The following is a 15,876-nucleotide window of genomic DNA, read 5'->3' as shown; positions in this document are numbered from 1 at the left end:
CTTACCCGCCGAGCGTCTCGATCAGCGCCATTTCACGGCTCGACATCAGCTTCTCGATGTCCATCAGGATCAGCATCCGGCCGTCGACCGTGCCGAGGCCCGTCAGGTACTCGGTCGTCAGCGTCGCGCCGAATTCCGGCGCCGGCATGATCTGGTCGGTCTGCAGCGTCAGCACGTCCGAAACGCCGTCGACCACCATCCCGACCACGCGATGCGCGACGTTCAGGATGATCACGACGGTCTGGTGGTCGTACTCGACGCGGCCGAGATGGAACTTGATCCGCATGTCGACGATCGGCACGATGATCCCGCGCAGGTTGATCACGCCCTTGATGAATTCCGGCGCGTTCGCGATGCGCGTGACGCTGTCGTAGCCGCGGATTTCCTGCACCTTCAGGATGTCGATCCCGTATTCCTCGTCGCCGAGCGTGAACACGAGGAATTCCTGGCCCGTCGCGTCGCCTTGTTCCGCATCGCGGCGGCTCGTTGCCGCGTTCGCCGCGGCCGGATTGATCATTTGGACTTCAGCAGACACGTTTGCCCCCAATCGGTTGAATGGCGAGTGACATCAGAACATCGCGAGCTCGGCGCCGGCACGGGCGCCGTGCGTCGCACGGGTTTCACGGTTCAGCGCCGCGACGTCGACGATCAACGCGACGCTGCCGTCGCCGAGAATCGTCGCCGCCGAGATGCCGTGCACCTTGCGGTAATTGGTTTCGAGGTTCTTCACGACCACCTGCTGCTGGCCGACCAGCTCGTCGATCAGCATCGCGAAGCGGCGCCCCTCGGTTTCCATGATCGTGACGATTCCTTGCGTCGGGTCGGTGCGCGCGTCGTCGACCGAGAACACTTCGTGCAGCGCGACCAACGGCAGGTATTCGCCGCGCACGCGCACCACGCGTTCGCCGTTGCCGACCGTGTAGATGTCGTCGTTCGACGGCTGCAGCGACTCCATCACGAAGTTCAGCGGCAGGATGAAGATCTCGTTGCCGACCTTCACCGACATCCCGTCGAGGATCGCGAGCGTGAGCGGCAGCACGATCCGCGTGGTCGTGCCGCGGCCGGCCACGGACGTGATCTCGACGTGGCCGCCCATCGACTGGATGTTGCGCTTCACGACGTCCATCCCGACGCCGCGGCCCGACACGTCGGTCACCGTCTCGGCCGTCGAGAAGCCCGGCGCGAAAATCAGTTGCCAGACTTCGTCGTCGCTGATGTTGTCGGACACCTGCATGCCCTGTTTCGCGGCCTTCGCGAGGATTCGCTCGCGGTTCAGGCCTGCGCCGTCGTCGCTCACCTCGATCACGATGTTGCCGCCGTGATGCGCGGCCGACAGCACGAGCTGGCCCACCGCGTCCTTGCCGGCGGCCACGCGCTTGTCGACCGTCTCGATCCCGTGGTCGAGGCTGTTGCGCACGAGGTGGGTCAGCGGATCGATGATCCGTTCGATCAGGCTCTTGTCGAGTTCGGTCGCCTGGCCGAACGTGACGAGCTCGACCTGCTTGCCGAGCTTGCCGGCAAGGTCGCGCACGAGACGCGGGAAGCGGCTGAACACGTAGTCCATCGGCATCATGCGGATCGACATCACGGCTTCCTGCAGGTCGCGCGCGTTGCGCTCGAGCTGCGCCATCCCGTTGAACAGGCGGTCGTGCAACGCCGGGTCGAACGCGGTCGCGGTTTCCGCGAGCATCGCCTGCGTGATCACGAGCTCGCCGACCAGGTTGATCAGTTGATCGACCTTCTCGACGCCGACGCGAATCGAGCTGCCTTCGGCGCCCGATGCGGCAGCGGCGGCCGGGCGGGCGCGCTTGTCGTCGTGATGCGCGGCGGGCTGCGGCGCGTGGTCGGCGGGCGCTTGCCGGGCCGGCTGCTGCGCTTGCGCGGCAGCGGCGGCCGGCTCGGCGGGCGCGGGCGCGGCCGGCGCCGATGCGGCCGGTTGCGGTGCCGCGGCCTGCGGCGCGAAGACCTCCGCGCGCACCGGTTGCGCGGCGGCGGCCGGTTCTGCTGCCGGCGCCGCGGCTTCCGGTGCGGCAGCCGGTGCGGCCGGCGCGGTGCCGCGCCCGACGCGGATCTGGCTTTCGTCGATCACGAAGCAGCACACGGCGACGATGTCGTCGGACGGCACGTCCGATTCGACCCACAGCGTCAGGTCGGCGCCGGCTTCCTCGCGGCCCACGATCCGGCCGAGGTTGCCGAGCTCTTCGGTGAGCAGTTCGCGATCCTTCGCATCGACGCCCACGAGCGTGATCTTCAGGTGCGGACCGCCTTCGCCCGCATCGGCGGCGGCCGCCGGATGCGCGGCCGCGACGGCCTGCTCGATCACGTGGTCGGGCACGCGATCGTCGCCGGCGGCCGGTTCCACGGCCGGAGCAGCCGGTGTGGCGGCGGCAGCGGCCGGCGCCACGGGCGCAGCCGCGGCGGCTGCCGGCGCACCCGCGCCGCTCTCGGCCTTCAGCCGTTCGAGCTTCGCGCAGATCGTCGCGGCGGCGGCCGCGTCCGGTTCGGCGCTCGCGCGGTAGTCGACGAGCTGGTCGGACAGCACGTCCTTCGTCTCCAGGAACGCGTCGACCATTTCCTTGGTCAGCGTCAGCTCATGGTTGCGCGCGCGGTCAAGCAGCGATTCGAGGATGTGCGTCGTATCGGTCAGCGCGGAAAAGCCGAACGTCGCCGCGCCGCCCTTGATCGAATGCGCGGCGCGGAAGATCGCGGCCAGATCCTCGGGGTCGGGCGAGCCGACGTCGAGGTTCAGCAGCAACTGCTCCATCTGCGCGAGCAGCTCGTCCGCTTCGTCGAAAAATGTCTGGTAGAACTGAGTGATGTCGAGAGTCATGCCCGGTCCCGGGTTGAATGCGTCGCGTGAATGTCAGGAGGCGGCCGGCTCGGACAGCGTCGCGACCAGGTCGACCAGCACGGCGGGGTCGATCGGCTTTTCGATCCAGCCGGTCGCGCCCGCCTCGCGTGCGGCGTCCTTGAACGCGTCGCTGCCTTCCGTCGTCAGCACGAGAATCGGCGTTTCCGTATAGGCGGTCAGCTTGCGCAGTGCGGCGATCACTTCGAGCCCGCTCTTGCGCGGCATGTTCTGGTCGGTCAGCACCAGGTCGTACGGCACGGTGGCCGCCAGATCGAAGCCGGCCTCGCCGTCCGGCGCCACCGTCACGTCGTAGCCGGCCTGCATCAGCGTTGCCTGCAGCAGCGCACGCATGGTCGCGGAGTCGTCGATGGCGAGAATGGTTCGGATCATGTCTGTCTCGGAATCTTGTAAACGTCAGGGTTTCGGCACGGCGACGGCGGACGCCGCGAGCGCCGGGCGCGCGGCCGGCGACGGGGCCAGCTGCTGCGCGAGCTGCTGCGAGCCGGCCGCATCGGCCGACAGCGTCGTGGTCGTCGCATCGTCGCGCATCAGCGCCTCTTCGGATTTGCGGTTCAGCACGATCACGCTGATCCGGCGGTTTTCCGGATCGAGCGGGTCGGCCTTGTTCAGGTTCTGCGTCGACGCGAGACCGAGCACGCGCAGCACCTTCGCCTCGTCCATGCCGCCGGCGATCAGCTCGCGGCGCGACGCGTTCGCGCGGTCGGCCGACAGCTCCCAGTTGCTGTAGCCGCCCTCGCCGCCCGAGTACGGCACGGCGTCGGTGTGGCCCTGGACGATGATCCGGTTCGGCACGTCGTTCAGCGTCTTGCCGATCTCGCGCAGGATGTCGCGCATGTACGGTTCGACGTTGTCGCTCGACATCGCGAACATCGGCCGCTTCTGCGTATCGACGATCTCGATGCGCAGCCCCATCAGCGTGGAATCGATGCGGATCTGCTGCTTGAACTGGCGCAGCGTCGGGTTGGCCTCGATCGCGGCCATCAGCTTGATCTGCAGGTCGTGCAGGCGCGCCTGCTCGAGCCGGTCCTGCGCGCCTTGCGCCTGCGACCGGGATTGCTCGTCGCCCATCTTCGCGAGGCGTTCGGCGAGCTGGGTCGTGCCGTCGGTGCGGCGCAGCGTGCCGGCGTCGACGCTCGACAGATCGCGGCCGCCGCCGTTGATGATGCTGGAATCCTGCGAGCTGCGGTCGCCGCTGCCGAACAGCGCGGCCTTCAGCGGCGTGTTGAAGTATTCGGCGATCCCCTTCAGCTGCACCGGCGTGACCGAGCTCAGCAGCCACATCAGCAGGAAGAACGCCATCATCGCGGTCATGAAGTCCGCGTACGCGAGCTTCCATGCGCCGCCGTGGTGGCCCTTCTTCGCCGGGGCCACCCGCTTGACGACGATTGCGCGATCCTTGCTCTTGCTCATTGGTCGCTCCGCGTCACTTCGCCTTCACGCGGCGCACATGCTCTTCGAGCTCGGAGAACGACGGGCGCTCGGTCGAGAACAGCACCTTGCGGCCGAACTCGACCGCAATCGCCGGCGCATAGCCGTTCAGCGTCGCGAGGATCGTCACCTTGATGCACTGGAACATCTTGGTCGACTCGGCGACGCGCTGCTCCGCGAGGCTCGCGAGCGGCCCGATCAGCCCGTACGACAGCAGGATCCCGAGGAACGTGCCGACCAGCGCCTGCGCGATCATCGCGCCGAGCACCGCGGGCGGCTTGTCGGCGGATGCCATCGTGTGCACGACGCCCATCACGGCCGCGACGATACCGAACGCCGGCATCGCGTCGCCGACGCGCATCAGTGCATGCGCGGGGCCTTCGCCTTCCGCGTGGTGCGTCTCGATCTCCTCGTCCATCAGGCTTTCGATCTCGAACGCGTTCATGTTGCCGCCCACCATCAGGCGCAGGTAGTCGGTCAGGAATTCGACGATGTGATGATCGGCGAGGATCTTCGGGTATTGCGTGAAGATCGGGCTCTTTTCCGGATCGTCGATGTCGGCCTCGAGCGTGAGCGTGCCTTCCTTGCGTGCCTTCGCGAGCAGCACGTAAAGAAGCGCCATCAGCTCCATGTAGACATCCTTCGTGTATTTCGAGCCCTTGAAGAGCGTCGGCAGCACGCGCAGCGTGGCCTTGATGGTCTTGCCGCCGTTGCCGAGGATGAACGCGCCGACGCCCGCGCCCACGATCATCAGGATCTCGACGGGCTGGATCAAGGCGCCCAGATGCCCGCCTGCCAGCGCATAACCGCCGAAGACGGACAACAGCGTCACGAGTGTTCCCACGATAATCAGCACTGCCTGTCCCTCACGAATGACCGGCGGGGAGACCGCCGTTAAACAGGTTTACGGCAGTCGGCAGGAAAACTTTCGCGGGCGGCCAGGCGGCAGCCCGACGGTGTTTACCAGCAATTTGCAGACGATTCGCGCTACCCGGCCCGGCGCTCAGGCCGCAGCGGCGGCCAGTTCGGCGCGTGCGGCGGCGGCCTTGCGGGTCTTGCCTGCGCGCGACGGCGGCTGGCAGAGGCCGCAGACGAAACCTTGATGCGGATCATGCGCATGCGCGACGAAGTGGCCGCCGCAGCGCGTGCACGGGGTCATCTGCAGCATCCCCGAATCGAAGAAGCGCACGAGCGTCCACGCGCGCGTGAGGCTCAGCGCGGCCTCGTCGCCGGACAGGTTCACGTGCTCCTGATAGAGCCGGTACGCCTTCACGATCGACTGGATCGGCTCGCAACGGCCGTGGTCCTGCATGAACCGGTAGATGTTGTAGAACAGCGACGAGTGGATGTTCGGCTGCCACGTCATGAACCAGTCGGTCGAGAACGGCAGCATCCCCTTCGGCGGCGACACGCCCTTCAGTTCCTTGTACAGCTTGATCAGACGGTCCCGCGACAGGCTCGTCTCCGCTTCCAGGAGCTGCAGCCGGGCGCCCAGTTCGATCAGTTCGATGGCGAGAGTGATTTCCTTCACCTCGATCACGACGCTTTTGCTTGCCATGGTGATAACCGTCCGCTTGACGTTGTTCGGATGGATGGCCAATACGCTGCCCACCGGCGCGGCACGCCGGGACAAACGCAAGGCGGGATGGATCAGCGGACGCCTTCGACCTGCTGCCCGGCCATCAGGATGGCCGAGTGGGCGTGCGCGACGACATCGCTGCGGCCCTTGTCGGCGAGCGACGAGAGCAGCGCGTGATCATCGAAGCGGAAGCGGCACAGCATCTGGTTGGACGCAGCCAGCTTCACGGTCTGTGCGAGCGTGAGGTTGGCGAGCACGTCGGCGAGTTCCTGGGAGATTCCCATGCGGAACATGCCCATCGCTTTGTCTTCCCGCAGCAGGCGTTGCGCGAGGAGGAGGTACGACAGGTTGACCTCTTTGATCTCACTGAGCATTTCGCTGGTAGCGCTCATGATTCCCCCGTTAAAGAGCTTTGCTTTGGCCAATCGTGTTATGAAAACGTTTGCTCGATCAGAGCGCTCTTGGCGCTCAGTCGGCTCGTTTATAGTCTTACAGGGCGAATTTTGGCCAAACGGCATTTATGTCGGTATCAGCGAAGTGGCGTATGCCATGCAGGATTTGTCTGTAAACCGTGTAGGAATTTTTCCGACAAGGCGAATTGAAAGGGACAATTGGAAAAGCGAGTGGCGGCGCGAATTCGGCTGCGATGCGTCCGATGGCCTCCGGGCGGTGACGGAAGGCTTGCCGGCAGGGCTGCCGACAATCGGATCGGTAAAAATTATAGTGGTTTTTCACGATGGCGCAACAATAGTTGCATCTATCTCGATTCCTGATTCCTCGCCCTTTTTCTCGGGGTTTTCGCGTATTTCATCGTGTAACAAGCCTTAAGTGTTTGAAAAAACACTCGAAACCCTCGGGGCGCTATCGATAATGGACTCCAATGGGCGGCGGCGCGAGCCGTGCCGGCCCGCCCCGCAGCTTGCCGTCCGGCGCCCCGCGCACCCCGCCCAGGGCACGGCCACGTACCGCCAACCGCGTGCGTCGGCGAGTTCCGCAACCTTGCACGGGATCCGTACCGGCGCCACCGCGCTCCCGGATCGACACAGGAGAACATCCATGCGAATTGCCCAGATCGCGCCGCTTTACGAAGCCGTTCCGCCGAAGCTCTACGGCGGCACCGAGCGTGTCGTGTCCTACCTCACCGAGGCGCTCGTCGAACTCGGCCACGACGTGACGCTGTTCGCCAGCGGCGACTCCGTCACGTCGGCCCGGCTCGAGGCGGCCTGGCCGCGCGCACTGCGGCTCGACCCGTCGATCCGCGATTCGATGGCGCCCCATATGCGGCTCCTCGAACAGGTCGCCCGGGTCGCGCACGAATTCGACGTGCTGCACTTCCACCTCGACTACCTGCCGTTCCCGCTGATGTCGCGCCTCGACACGCCGTATGTGACGACGCTGCACGGCCGCCTCGATCTGCCGGAGCTGCAGCCGGTGTTCGACGCCTTCCCGGACGCGCCGGTCGTGTCGATCTCGAACAACCAGCGCAAGCCGCTGCCGCAGGCCGCGTGGGCCGGCACCGTCTATCACGGGCTGCCCGACACGCTGCTCACGCCGCAGCCGGGCGTGAAGCCCGAATACCTCGCGTTCCTCGGCCGGATCTGCCCGGAAAAGCGCGTCGACACCGCGATCCGGATCGCCGCGCAAAGCGGGCTGCCGCTGAAGATCGCCGCGAAGGTCGACAAGGCCGACGCCGACTATTTCAAGGAAGTGATCGAGCCGCTGCTCGGCCAGGCACACGTCGAATTCATCGGCGAGATCAACGAGGCGCAGAAGCCGGCGTTCCTGTCCGGCGCGAAGGCGCTGCTGTTCCCGATCGACTGGCCGGAGCCGTTCGGCCTCGTGATGATCGAGGCGATGGCCTGCGGCACGCCGGTCGTCGCGTTCAACCGCGGCTCGGTGCCGGAAGTGATCGAGGACGGCGTCACGGGCTTCATCGTCGAGGACGTTCAAGGCGCGGTCGGCGCGCTGCACCGGATCGACAGCCTGTCGCGCACCGCCATCCGCAAACGTTTCGACACGCGCTTCAGCTCGAAGGCAATGGCGCAGCGTTATGTCGAAACTTACGAATCGCTGTGCGCGGGAACCCGTCAACCGGTATTGCGCCGGGTCGCCGGCGCCTGACACGGAATTCCGCAAGGAAATATTCCGTAATCAAATCCGCGCCCGAATCGGCGCGCAAAACAAAAGAGCCGCATCTCGATGCGGCTCTTTTGTTTGGGCTTTCGGTCATTCGATCAGGAAACGATCGCGGTTTTTACCGACGATCCAATTCGGCGGCTTGCCTCGCCCGCTCCAGGTCGCGCCCGACTTCGGATCGCGGTATTTCGGGGGCAGCGGCGCCTTCTTCGGCGGGCGTCCGCGCTTCGCTCGCTCCGCGAAGCCCAGATCCTGGGCAGTCAGCCCATATTCGGCGATTTTTTGCTGGACTTCCGCAATCACCGCCGCCACTTCCTGGCGGCGTACATCGTCCGCCTGAGCCTGCAGATCGGCGATCTGCGCCTTGAGTTTCGCGTATTGAGACATTTTTCGACTCCCCTTTTGACGATGCGGCCCCGGCGAACTCGACCGGGACACCAGCATCCGTTACGTCATCCGCACTGCCGCCCTACCCTTCGAAATTAATGCTGTCATCTTTAACCGATTCGGCTATATCGAGAATGCGGACTTATTCTAATAAAAGGCATTCGTCAGCCATTCAAATTTAACAATCGTTGACCCTCCCCGACCCGATTCATTTCCTATAATCCAGACCAATTCCGGGTGACGGTTTAAATCCTTCGCGTCGTCCGGTTGTCTTCAATCCACTTGAACGAGGTCCTTACATGAATCTTTCTCAGCGTCTCGCTGCAGAGGTATTCGGCACGTTCTGGCTGGTGCTCGGCGGGTGCGGAAGCGCCGTGCTGGCCGCCGCCTTTCCGGGCCTCGGCATCGGCTTTGCCGGCGTCGCACTTGCCTTCGGCCTGACTGTGCTGACGATGGCATTCGCAATTGGTCACATTTCGGGCTGCCACCTGAATCCTGCGGTGAGCGTCGGCCTGACGGTCGCCGGCCGCTTCCCCGCGCGCGATCTCGTGCCGTATATCGTGGCGCAGGTGGTCGGCGCGACGCTCGGCGCATTCGTGCTGTACCTGATCGCAACCGGCAAACCGGGCTTCGACGTCGTCGGCAGCGGCTTTGCGACGAACGGCTTCGGCGAGCGCTCGCCCGGCCACTACGCGCTCGGCGCGGCGTTCATTTGCGAAGTCGTGATGACGGGCTTCTTCCTGTTCGTGATCCTGGGCGCCACCGACAAGCGCGCACCGGCCGGCTTTGCGCCGATCGCGATCGGCCTTTGCCTGACGCTGATTCACCTGATCTCGATTCCTGTCACCAACACGTCGGTGAACCCCGCCCGCTCGACCGGCCCCGCGCTGTTCGTGGGCGGCGAAGCGATCGGCCAGCTCTGGCTGTTCTGGGTGGCGCCGATCATCGGCGCCGCACTCGCCGGGATCATCTACCCGCTGGTCGCGGGGCGTGACAACGCCGTCGACCTGCTGCCGGTATCCGCTCGCACAAGCGAATAAAACACTACGGGGTCAAGCGAGCAGAGCAGCGAGCCTCACGCTGTCCAAGAAGATCGAGGCAGGTCGTTTCGACGGGCGCCACTGGCGCCCGTTTTTCATTGGCGCCCCGGCGGGACGCTCAGGATGCGGCGACGTTTTCTTCGAGCGAGAACAGCGTGCGCAGGTGGCGGGCGACGCCCGCGTCGAAGTTGTTGCCGATCCGCGGGATGTGCGGGAGCCGCGCGACCAGGTCGGGGTTCGCGTTGTTCATCATGAACGCGTGGCCGGCGGTTTCGAGCAGGTCGATATCGTTCATGTTGTCGCCGAACGCGATGCAGTGGCCGGTGTCGACGCCGAGCCGCGCGAGCACCGAGCGCAGCGCGCGGCCCTTCGACACGTTCGCGGTCATCACTTCGAGGCAGTCGGGCAGCGAGTACGTGACGTACAGCGCATCGCCGAAACGCACGCGCATCTGCTCGGCGACGACCGCCAGATCGGCCGGATCGCCGATGTACAGCACCTTCGCGATATCCGTGCCGTCGTGCGCGGACATGTCGATCACGTCGTAGCGGAAGCCCGAATCCTGGTGGAATTCGAGCAGGTGCGGCGCATCGCGGTCGATCAGCCAGCCCTGGTCGGTGAACAGGTTGACGATCACGCGGCCGTGCGCGCCGACGACGTCCGGCTGCACGAGGCCGCGGACGATCGCCGGATCGATGTCCTGCGCGTGGATCGTCGTATCGTCCGGCGCATGCACACGCGCACCGTTCGACGTGATCAGGTACGGCCGGATGCCGAGCACGTCGCGAATGCCCGCGACGTCCGCGTAATGACGCCCGGTGGCGATCACGAACTGCAGGCCGTCGCGGTCGAGCCGGCGGACGGTGTCGATCGTGTACCGATCGAGCTGGTGGTCGCTGTTCAGCAGGGTGCCGTCGAGATCGGTGGCGATGACTTTGTACATGGGACGGAAGAATGGCGCTCAGGGCTCTGCGGAACGGCCATTTTAACGTCGTGCCCGGTTGCCCGCCGGACGGTTCCCGGTCGATCGCCGCCCGCGGCCCGGTTGCGGTGCGCCATCAACCACCGTCGAAACGCCTTCAGCCTCCTTCCGCGGCCCGCAGCGCCTGCAGCGCGAGCCGCAGCGCGCCGTGCGCGGAATCGTCGAGCGGCGCGCGCAGCCGGGCGGCATGGCGCGCCGGCACGGCCGGTGCGAGTGCGTCCGCCAATCCGCCGCACAGCGCGACCGGCAGCGCCTGCTGCGGATCGAGCGCGTCGATCATCTTGCCGATCTCGTCGCCCGCCTGCGCGATCAGTGCGCCCGCGACCGGATGCGAGCGGTGCGCGAGCACGATCGGCGCAAGCCGCGCGTAGATCGTCTGGTTCGCATCGCACGACCACTGGACGAGCGCGTCGCGATCCTGCGCGCCCGTTTCCGCGAGCAGCGCATTGGCGAATGCATCGCGCGGCGCGCGGCCGTCGAGCGCCTGCTGCGCATACGCGAGCGCTCGCACGCCGAGCCATGCGCCGCTCGCCTCGTCGCCGGACGGAAAGCCGAAGCCGCCCGCAATCCGGCATGCGCCGGAGGCATCGAGCGCCGCCGCGATGCTGCCGGTGCCGAGCGCGACGATCAACCCCGGCGCGCCGCCGTGCGCGCCGACGACGGTTGTATACGCGTCGCTCTCGACCGCGAGCGCGCCGAGCGGCGCCTGCGCGCGGAACGCGGCGAGCCACGCCGCATTGTTCACGCCCGCGAGCCCGCAGCCGAGCGCGCACTGCGACCACTCGAACGCGAAACCGGCCTGCGTGAACGCGTCCGCGCACGCCGCGCTAATCGACGCCCACGCGCGCTCGATGCCGAGCCCGAGCCCCGACGGACCGCCGCGCCCCTGCGCGAGCTCGCGCCCGTGCCGGTCGGCCAGCACCGCGCGCGTGCCCGTGCCGCCGCCGTCGATGCCGATCGCAAAAAGTAATGCCGCCATGCCTTCATCCCGCTGATTCGAACAGGCACCAAGCTTAACCGGATCGGCGCCGCGCGCCCATCTGCCGTTCGGCAGGCTGTTCCGTGGAAGGGGCTTCCGCTATGCTGACGCGATCGAATCGACACTGAATACGAGGCAGACGATGTCGCAGCGGTGCAACTGGGTGAAGACGGAAGCGGATGCTCACTATCACGATACCGAGTGGGGCGTGCCCTCGCACGACGATCGCCACCTGTTCGAAATGCTGATCCTGGAAGGCGCGCAGGCCGGGTTGTCGTGGTCGACGATCCTGAACAAGCGCGCGGGCTATCGCGAAGCCTTTGCGGATTTCGACGTCGATGCCGTCGCACGCTTCACGCCGAAGCGCATCGAGAAGCTGCTGGAGAATCCGGGCATCGTGCGCAACCGCGCGAAGGTCGAGTCGGCGGTCACCAATGCGCGCGCCGTGCAGCGCATCCGCGAAGAGCACGGTTCGCTCGCCGCGTTCCTGTGGTCGTTCGTCGGCGATACGCCCGTCCAGAACGCATGGCAGTCGTACCGCGACGCGCCCGCGTCGACCGAGCAGTCCGACGCGCTCAGCAAGGCGTTGAAGGCTTACGGCTGCAAGTTCGTCGGTTCGACGATCTGCTATGCGCTGATGCAGGCCACCGGCATGGTCAACGATCACGAGGTCGGCTGCCCGTGCCACGCGCAATGCGCGGCGCTCGGCGGCAAGCAGCCCGCACGCCGGCGCAAGGCGGGCTGACGGCGCGCAAGCGCGCCGGAACCGCAGCGGCCCCGGGATTTTCCCGGTCCCCAAAAGCAAAACGGCGGAGCGGCTTCTTTCGAAGCACGCTCCGCCGTTTCGCGGCGAACCGTAAGACGCTCTTAGTGGAGCTTCTTCGGCAGCATCTGGCTGCGCAGGCGCTTGTGCAGGCGCTTGACGGCTGCGGCCTTCTTGCGCTTGCGGACTGCGGTCGGCTTTTCGTAGGACTGGCGTTCGCGCAGTTCAGCGATCAGGCCATTTTTTTCGATAGCACGGCGAAAGCGGCGAATCGCCACTTCGAACGGCTCGTTTTCTTTCAGAAGAATCGTCGTCATGTCGTTCCTAAATTGCTTAAACGGTCAAAAACGTAGCGGCCAAGCGCCACGCACCGGCCATCCGAGCGTCCCCACAAACAGGCGAAACGAGCGGAAATACGGCCTCGGAGGCCGGAAAAGAGAGGCGGAAAGCACCGCGAGTACGCTTCACAGCCGCGTGCAGCGCCGCGTTTGACTGCCAGCAGACATGCCGAAAACGGCAGAGGCGTGACAGAAATCTCAATTCAGCCCGCCATCATAGCAGAGAATCACAGATAAAACTATCCTTTTGCATCTCCCGGTTCGTCGCTCCGCGTGGCGCGGCCGATCGCCCCGTCGAACGGGGCCGGTTGCCGCACCTGCCCGCGGCCCGGCCGGCCAAGCCGGGCGTGCCTTTCGGCCGACAACCATCCTTCCGTCCCGAATTTACCCAAACATCCCTCTAAAGTTTTCGCCGGGTGCCGCCGTCAACCAGGAAAGGCGGGCAGCGCCAGTCGCGATAAAGCGCAACGCCGAAATCAGAACCTGTCTGTATCCCAGGCATTTTCCAAAACGAGGAAGCAAATGCTGAACATCAACACCAACATCCTTTCGCTGACGACGCAGACGAATCTGTCGGGCTCGCAAAGCGCACTGTCGCAAGCAATCAACCGCCTGTCGTCGGGCAAGCGCATCAACACCGCTGCTGACGATGCAGCAGGCCTGGCGATCTCGACGTCGCAAACGGCGGCAATCAATGCGCTGACGCAAGGTGTTGCAAACGCGAACAACGGCATCTCGATGATCCAGACCGCCAACGGCGCGCTGCAATCGACGGTCGACAACCTGCAGCGTATCCGTACGCTGGCGCAACAAGCGGGCGACGGCTCGCTGGATTCGAGCGCTCGCGCGAACCTGCAAGCTGAAGTGACGACGCGTCTCGGCGAAATCGACCGTGTCGCATCGCAAACGACGTTCAACAGCCAGACCATCCTGGGCGGCGCCGGCAGCGTCACGTTCCAGATCGGCGCAGCAGCGAACCAGGTCGTTACCGTCGACTTCGGCACGGCGAACTGGAACAGCACGGGCATGAGCGTGAACACCCTGAGCGTCGCCACCCAGTCGGGCGCGCAATCGGCGATCACGGCGATCGACGCGGCACTGAAGCAAGTCAACACGTTCCAGGCAACGCTGGGCGCAGCACAGAACACGTTCCAGGCTGCGATCTCGACGACGCAAACCCAGGCAACCAACATGACCGCCGCTCGCTCGCAGATCACCGACGCGGACTTCGCGACGGAAACGGCGAACCTGAGCAAGGCGCAAGTGCTGCAACAAGCCGGTATCTCGGTTCTGGCGCAAGCGAACTCGCTGCCGCAGCAAGTCCTGAAGCTCCTCGGCTAATCGAGCAGCACCCGCGGCGGGCCACGCGCCCGCCCGCCTCCGGGCCCGGCGGCGTCACCATGCGACGCATCGCGACGCCGCCGAACCCGCCCGGATCAGAATTCTCCAGGGAGGCACGCCTCCCTCTTTGCATTGAACCGCGGCGCCCCGCCGCATCGCGCACGTTGATTGCGCGGACGACCGGAGCAACGGCATGGCCACCACAACCCCCGTCAGCAGCACGGACATCAGCACCCTCCTGTCGCAGGCCGGACAGTCGATCATCAGCGGCGCGACCAATTCGTCGCTCGACGTCAATTCGCTCGTCACGACGCTGGTGAACGCGAAGACGGCCGGGCAATTGCAGACCCTGCAGACCCGCCAGACGAACGACAATACGCAGTTGTCCGCGATCGGCCAGTTGAAGGGTGCGCTGTCCGCGCTGCAGACCGCGCTCACCGGCCTCTCGAACGGCACCACGCTCGGCAGCCTGGCCGCGACGGCGAGCGGCAGCGGCATCGCGACGACGGTCACGAGCGGCAGCGGCGCGGTGGCCGGTTCGTATTCGGTCAATGTCACGCAGCTCGCGACCGCCAACAAGCTGTCGTCGGCCGGCGTGACGTCGGCGGACACGATCTCGGCCGGTTCGCTGAGCATCACCTTCGGCAGCAACCCCGCGTTCAACGTCAGCGTGGCGGCCGGCGCATCGCTGTCCGACATCGCGTCGTCGATCAATTCGGCATCCGGCAATGCCGGCGTCACCGCATCGGTCATCACCGGTTCGGACGGCCAGCATCTCGTGATGCAGTCGAACGCCACCGGCGCGGCCAACACGATTTCGATCACGGGTACGGGCGTCAATTCGAAACTGACGTCGGGGTACACGACGGTCACGCCGGCCGCCGACGCGAAGCTGACGATCGACGGCACGCCGGTGTCGAGCGCGTCGAACAACGTGTCGGGCGCGCTGACGGGCGTCACGCTGGCGCTGTCGCAGGCCGCCGTCGGCACGACGCAAACCGTCACGCTGTCGCAGGACACGGCCGCGGCGACGACCGCGATCAACAATTTCGCGACCGCATACAGCAACTTCGTGAGCACGGCGAAATCGCTGTCGTCCTACGACCCGACCGCGAAGACCGCCGGCCCGCTGCTCGGCGACGCGATGCTGAACACGATCAGGAACACGCTCGCGACGACGCTCAGCAGCGGCGTCACGACGGGCGGCACGACCTATGCGCTCGGCAGCATCGGCATCAACGTGGACTCGACCGGCGCGATGTCGGTCGACACCGCCGCGCTGACCACCGCGCTCAAGTCGAACGGTTCCGCGGTGGCGGCGATCTTCAACCAGACGAACGGCATCGCCCAGGCGCTCAATGCGAACATCAACTCGTACACGCAGACGTCCGGCCTGATCGACCAGCGCACCACCGCGATCAATGCCGATCTGACGAGCGTGCAGAATCAGGCCACGCAACTGCAGACCTACTCGAACCAGCTGACCACGCAATACACCGCGCAGTTCACCGCGCTGAACACGCTGATGGCGCAGATGGCGAACAACACCCGCTACCTGACCCAGCTGTTCGGCGGCCAGAACAGCGCGGGCGCGATGGCCACCAACAAGTAAGTCGCAACCGCACCGAACGGACCTGACCATGACGAACGACACCCTGTCCCGCGCCTTCGACCTGACCCGCGCGATGCAGTCGGCGGCCGACGCACGCGACTGGGTGCGCGTCGCGGCCCTCGTCGACGAACGCTCGCCGCTGCTGATGAACCTGTCCGGCGAGCAGACGCCAGACGCGCTGGACCAGGTGCGGCAGATCATGGCGATCGACGCGTCGATCACGGAGCATGCGCAGACGGACCGTGACCGCCTGGCTGCGGAATTTGCGCAGTCCCAGGAGCGGATCAAGGCCGCGAGCCAGTACCAGAAGGCCGGCATGCTGTGACCGGCCGGGCGTCTCGCCCGCCGCGCATTTCGAATTAAAAGACGCCGCCAGTCGAGCGGTCCGTTGTCGCCGTACCGTCGAGCCGCTTCCATGC

Annotated in this window: 18 protein-coding genes; 7 read left to right on the top strand and 11 right to left on the bottom strand. The window is 65.8% G+C overall.

From position 1 onward, the window contains the following. Window position 1 precedes the first annotated feature (1 nt). From cheW to flhD, 7 genes are all read right to left on the bottom strand, one after another. Window positions 2-517 carry a chemotaxis protein CheW gene (gene cheW / locus HWX39_RS21530; RefSeq protein ID WP_043185043.1) on the bottom strand — a complete coding sequence of 172 codons (516 nt, stop codon included), beginning with the start codon at window positions 515-517 and terminating at the stop codon, window positions 2-4. A 51-nt stretch (window positions 518-568) separates the two neighbouring features. Further along, window positions 569-2,830, bottom strand: coding sequence for a chemotaxis protein CheA (cheA, locus tag HWX39_RS21525; protein WP_175969883.1), 2,262 nt, complete (start codon window positions 2,828-2,830; stop codon window positions 569-571). A 33-nt stretch (window positions 2,831-2,863) separates the two neighbouring features. Then, window positions 2,864-3,241 carry a response regulator gene (locus HWX39_RS21520; RefSeq protein ID WP_175969882.1) on the bottom strand — a complete coding sequence of 126 codons (378 nt, stop codon included), beginning with the start codon at window positions 3,239-3,241 and terminating at the stop codon, window positions 2,864-2,866. Between the two features lie 24 nt (window positions 3,242-3,265). After that, the gene (gene motB, locus HWX39_RS21515) at window positions 3,266-4,282 is read right to left on the bottom strand and encodes a flagellar motor protein MotB (RefSeq protein ID WP_175969881.1); all 1,017 of its coding nucleotides are present in this window, start codon (window positions 4,280-4,282) and stop codon (window positions 3,266-3,268) included. 13 nt (window positions 4,283-4,295) lie between these two features. After that, a complete protein-coding gene (gene motA, locus HWX39_RS21510; protein ID WP_011350592.1) occupies window positions 4,296-5,156 on the bottom strand; it encodes a flagellar motor stator protein MotA in 861 nt (286 codons plus the stop codon). Between the two features lie 147 nt (window positions 5,157-5,303). Further along, window positions 5,304-5,858: a flagellar transcriptional regulator FlhC gene (gene flhC / locus HWX39_RS21505; protein ID WP_011350591.1), complete on the bottom strand. Its 555-nt coding sequence runs from the start codon at window positions 5,856-5,858 to the stop codon at window positions 5,304-5,306. 92 nt (window positions 5,859-5,950) lie between these two features. Then, the gene (flhD, locus tag HWX39_RS21500) at window positions 5,951-6,271 is read right to left on the bottom strand and encodes a flagellar transcriptional regulator FlhD (RefSeq protein ID WP_011350590.1); all 321 of its coding nucleotides are present in this window, start codon (window positions 6,269-6,271) and stop codon (window positions 5,951-5,953) included. Here flhD and HWX39_RS36350 point away from each other — a divergent pair. Both HWX39_RS36350 and HWX39_RS21495 read left to right on the top strand, forming a co-directional pair. Then, complete coding sequence (locus HWX39_RS36350) at window positions 6,270-6,707, top strand: hypothetical protein (protein WP_244135068.1); 438 nt, start codon at window positions 6,270-6,272, stop codon at window positions 6,705-6,707. The genes flhD and HWX39_RS36350 overlap by 2 nt on opposite strands. Window positions 6,708-6,935: 228 nt before the next feature. Further along, window positions 6,936-8,000: a glycosyltransferase family 4 protein gene (locus HWX39_RS21495; protein WP_175969879.1), complete on the top strand. Its 1,065-nt coding sequence runs from the start codon at window positions 6,936-6,938 to the stop codon at window positions 7,998-8,000. Between the two features lie 105 nt (window positions 8,001-8,105). Here HWX39_RS21495 and HWX39_RS21490 read toward each other — a convergent pair whose 3' ends face one another. Beyond that, on the bottom strand, window positions 8,106-8,402 hold the full coding sequence (locus tag HWX39_RS21490) for an H-NS histone family protein (RefSeq protein ID WP_021162849.1): 297 nt from the start codon (window positions 8,400-8,402) through the stop codon (window positions 8,106-8,108). 299 nt (window positions 8,403-8,701) lie between these two features. Between HWX39_RS21490 and aqpZ the strand changes: the two genes are divergently transcribed. Continuing rightward, on the top strand, window positions 8,702-9,442 hold the full coding sequence (gene aqpZ, locus HWX39_RS21485) for an aquaporin Z (RefSeq protein ID WP_175969878.1): 741 nt from the start codon (window positions 8,702-8,704) through the stop codon (window positions 9,440-9,442). 118 nt (window positions 9,443-9,560) lie between these two features. Here aqpZ and HWX39_RS21480 read toward each other — a convergent pair whose 3' ends face one another. Continuing rightward, window positions 9,561-10,385, bottom strand: a complete 825-nt coding sequence (locus tag HWX39_RS21480; protein WP_175969877.1) for a Cof-type HAD-IIB family hydrolase — start codon at window positions 10,383-10,385, stop codon at window positions 9,561-9,563. 136 nt (window positions 10,386-10,521) lie between these two features. Beyond that, window positions 10,522-11,403 (bottom strand): BadF/BadG/BcrA/BcrD ATPase family protein, encoded by an 882-nt coding sequence (locus HWX39_RS21475; RefSeq protein ID WP_175969876.1) that lies wholly within the window; start codon window positions 11,401-11,403, stop codon window positions 10,522-10,524. A 142-nt stretch (window positions 11,404-11,545) separates the two neighbouring features. On the opposite strand from HWX39_RS21475, the gene HWX39_RS21470 reads away from it, so the two are divergent. Continuing rightward, window positions 11,546-12,148, top strand: a complete 603-nt coding sequence (locus HWX39_RS21470; protein ID WP_175958282.1) for a DNA-3-methyladenine glycosylase I — start codon at window positions 11,546-11,548, stop codon at window positions 12,146-12,148. Window positions 12,149-12,270: 122 nt separating this feature from the next. Here HWX39_RS21470 and rpsU read toward each other — a convergent pair whose 3' ends face one another. Continuing rightward, the gene (gene rpsU, locus HWX39_RS21465; RefSeq protein ID WP_006401410.1) at window positions 12,271-12,483 is read right to left on the bottom strand and encodes a 30S ribosomal protein S21; all 213 of its coding nucleotides are present in this window, start codon (window positions 12,481-12,483) and stop codon (window positions 12,271-12,273) included. Window positions 12,484-13,026: 543 nt separating this feature from the next. Between rpsU and HWX39_RS21460 the strand changes: the two genes are divergently transcribed. From HWX39_RS21460 to HWX39_RS21450, 3 genes are all read left to right on the top strand, one after another. Continuing rightward, entirely contained in the window at window positions 13,027-13,845 is an 819-nt protein-coding gene (locus HWX39_RS21460; protein WP_175969962.1) for a flagellin domain-containing protein, read from the top strand. Window positions 13,846-14,038: 193 nt separating this feature from the next. Further along, a complete protein-coding gene (fliD, locus tag HWX39_RS21455; RefSeq protein ID WP_175969875.1) occupies window positions 14,039-15,457 on the top strand; it encodes a flagellar filament capping protein FliD in 1,419 nt (472 codons plus the stop codon). A gap of 28 nt (window positions 15,458-15,485) precedes the next feature. Next, complete coding sequence (locus HWX39_RS21450) at window positions 15,486-15,782, top strand: flagellar protein FliT (RefSeq protein ID WP_011350579.1); 297 nt, start codon at window positions 15,486-15,488, stop codon at window positions 15,780-15,782. Window positions 15,783-15,876 lie beyond the last annotated feature (94 nt).

It is taken from the genome of Burkholderia sp. BCC0322 (assembly GCF_902833045.1).
Lineage (GTDB): Bacteria > Pseudomonadota > Gammaproteobacteria > Burkholderiales > Burkholderiaceae > Burkholderia.
This window is presented reverse-complemented; position numbering and strand designations above follow the sequence as displayed.

Bases quoted from the DNA above. Each gene is read 5' to 3' on its own strand.
- rpsU (WP_006401410.1), bottom strand. From the start codon at position 12,483: ATGACGACGATTCTTCTGAAAGAAAACGAGCCGTTCGAAGTGGCGATT.
- HWX39_RS21490 (WP_021162849.1), bottom strand. From the start codon at position 8,402: ATGTCTCAATACGCGAAACTCAAGGCGCAGATCGCCGATCTGCAGGCT.
- cheW (WP_043185043.1), bottom strand. From the start codon at position 517: ATGATCAATCCGGCCGCGGCGAACGCGGCAACGAGCCGCCGCGATGCG.
- fliD (WP_175969875.1), top strand. From the start codon at position 14,039: ATGGCCACCACAACCCCCGTCAGCAGCACGGACATCAGCACCCTCCTG.
- HWX39_RS21470 (WP_175958282.1), top strand. From the start codon at position 11,546: ATGTCGCAGCGGTGCAACTGGGTGAAGACGGAAGCGGATGCTCACTAT.
- HWX39_RS21460 (WP_175969962.1), top strand. From the start codon at position 13,027: ATGCTGAACATCAACACCAACATCCTTTCGCTGACGACGCAGACGAAT.
- HWX39_RS21475 (WP_175969876.1), bottom strand. From the start codon at position 11,403: ATGGCGGCATTACTTTTTGCGATCGGCATCGACGGCGGCGGCACGGGC.
- flhD (WP_011350590.1), bottom strand. From the start codon at position 6,271: ATGAGCGCTACCAGCGAAATGCTCAGTGAGATCAAAGAGGTCAACCTG.
- motB (WP_175969881.1), bottom strand. From the start codon at position 4,282: ATGAGCAAGAGCAAGGATCGCGCAATCGTCGTCAAGCGGGTGGCCCCG.
- HWX39_RS21480 (WP_175969877.1), bottom strand. From the start codon at position 10,385: ATGTACAAAGTCATCGCCACCGATCTCGACGGCACCCTGCTGAACAGC.
- HWX39_RS36350 (WP_244135068.1), top strand. From the start codon at position 6,270: ATGATTCCCCCGTTAAAGAGCTTTGCTTTGGCCAATCGTGTTATGAAA.
- HWX39_RS21495 (WP_175969879.1), top strand. From the start codon at position 6,936: ATGCGAATTGCCCAGATCGCGCCGCTTTACGAAGCCGTTCCGCCGAAG.
- cheA (WP_175969883.1), bottom strand. From the start codon at position 2,830: ATGACTCTCGACATCACTCAGTTCTACCAGACATTTTTCGACGAAGCG.
- flhC (WP_011350591.1), bottom strand. From the start codon at position 5,858: ATGGCAAGCAAAAGCGTCGTGATCGAGGTGAAGGAAATCACTCTCGCC.
- aqpZ (WP_175969878.1), top strand. From the start codon at position 8,702: ATGAATCTTTCTCAGCGTCTCGCTGCAGAGGTATTCGGCACGTTCTGG.
- HWX39_RS21520 (WP_175969882.1), bottom strand. From the start codon at position 3,241: ATGATCCGAACCATTCTCGCCATCGACGACTCCGCGACCATGCGTGCG.
- HWX39_RS21450 (WP_011350579.1), top strand. From the start codon at position 15,486: ATGACGAACGACACCCTGTCCCGCGCCTTCGACCTGACCCGCGCGATG.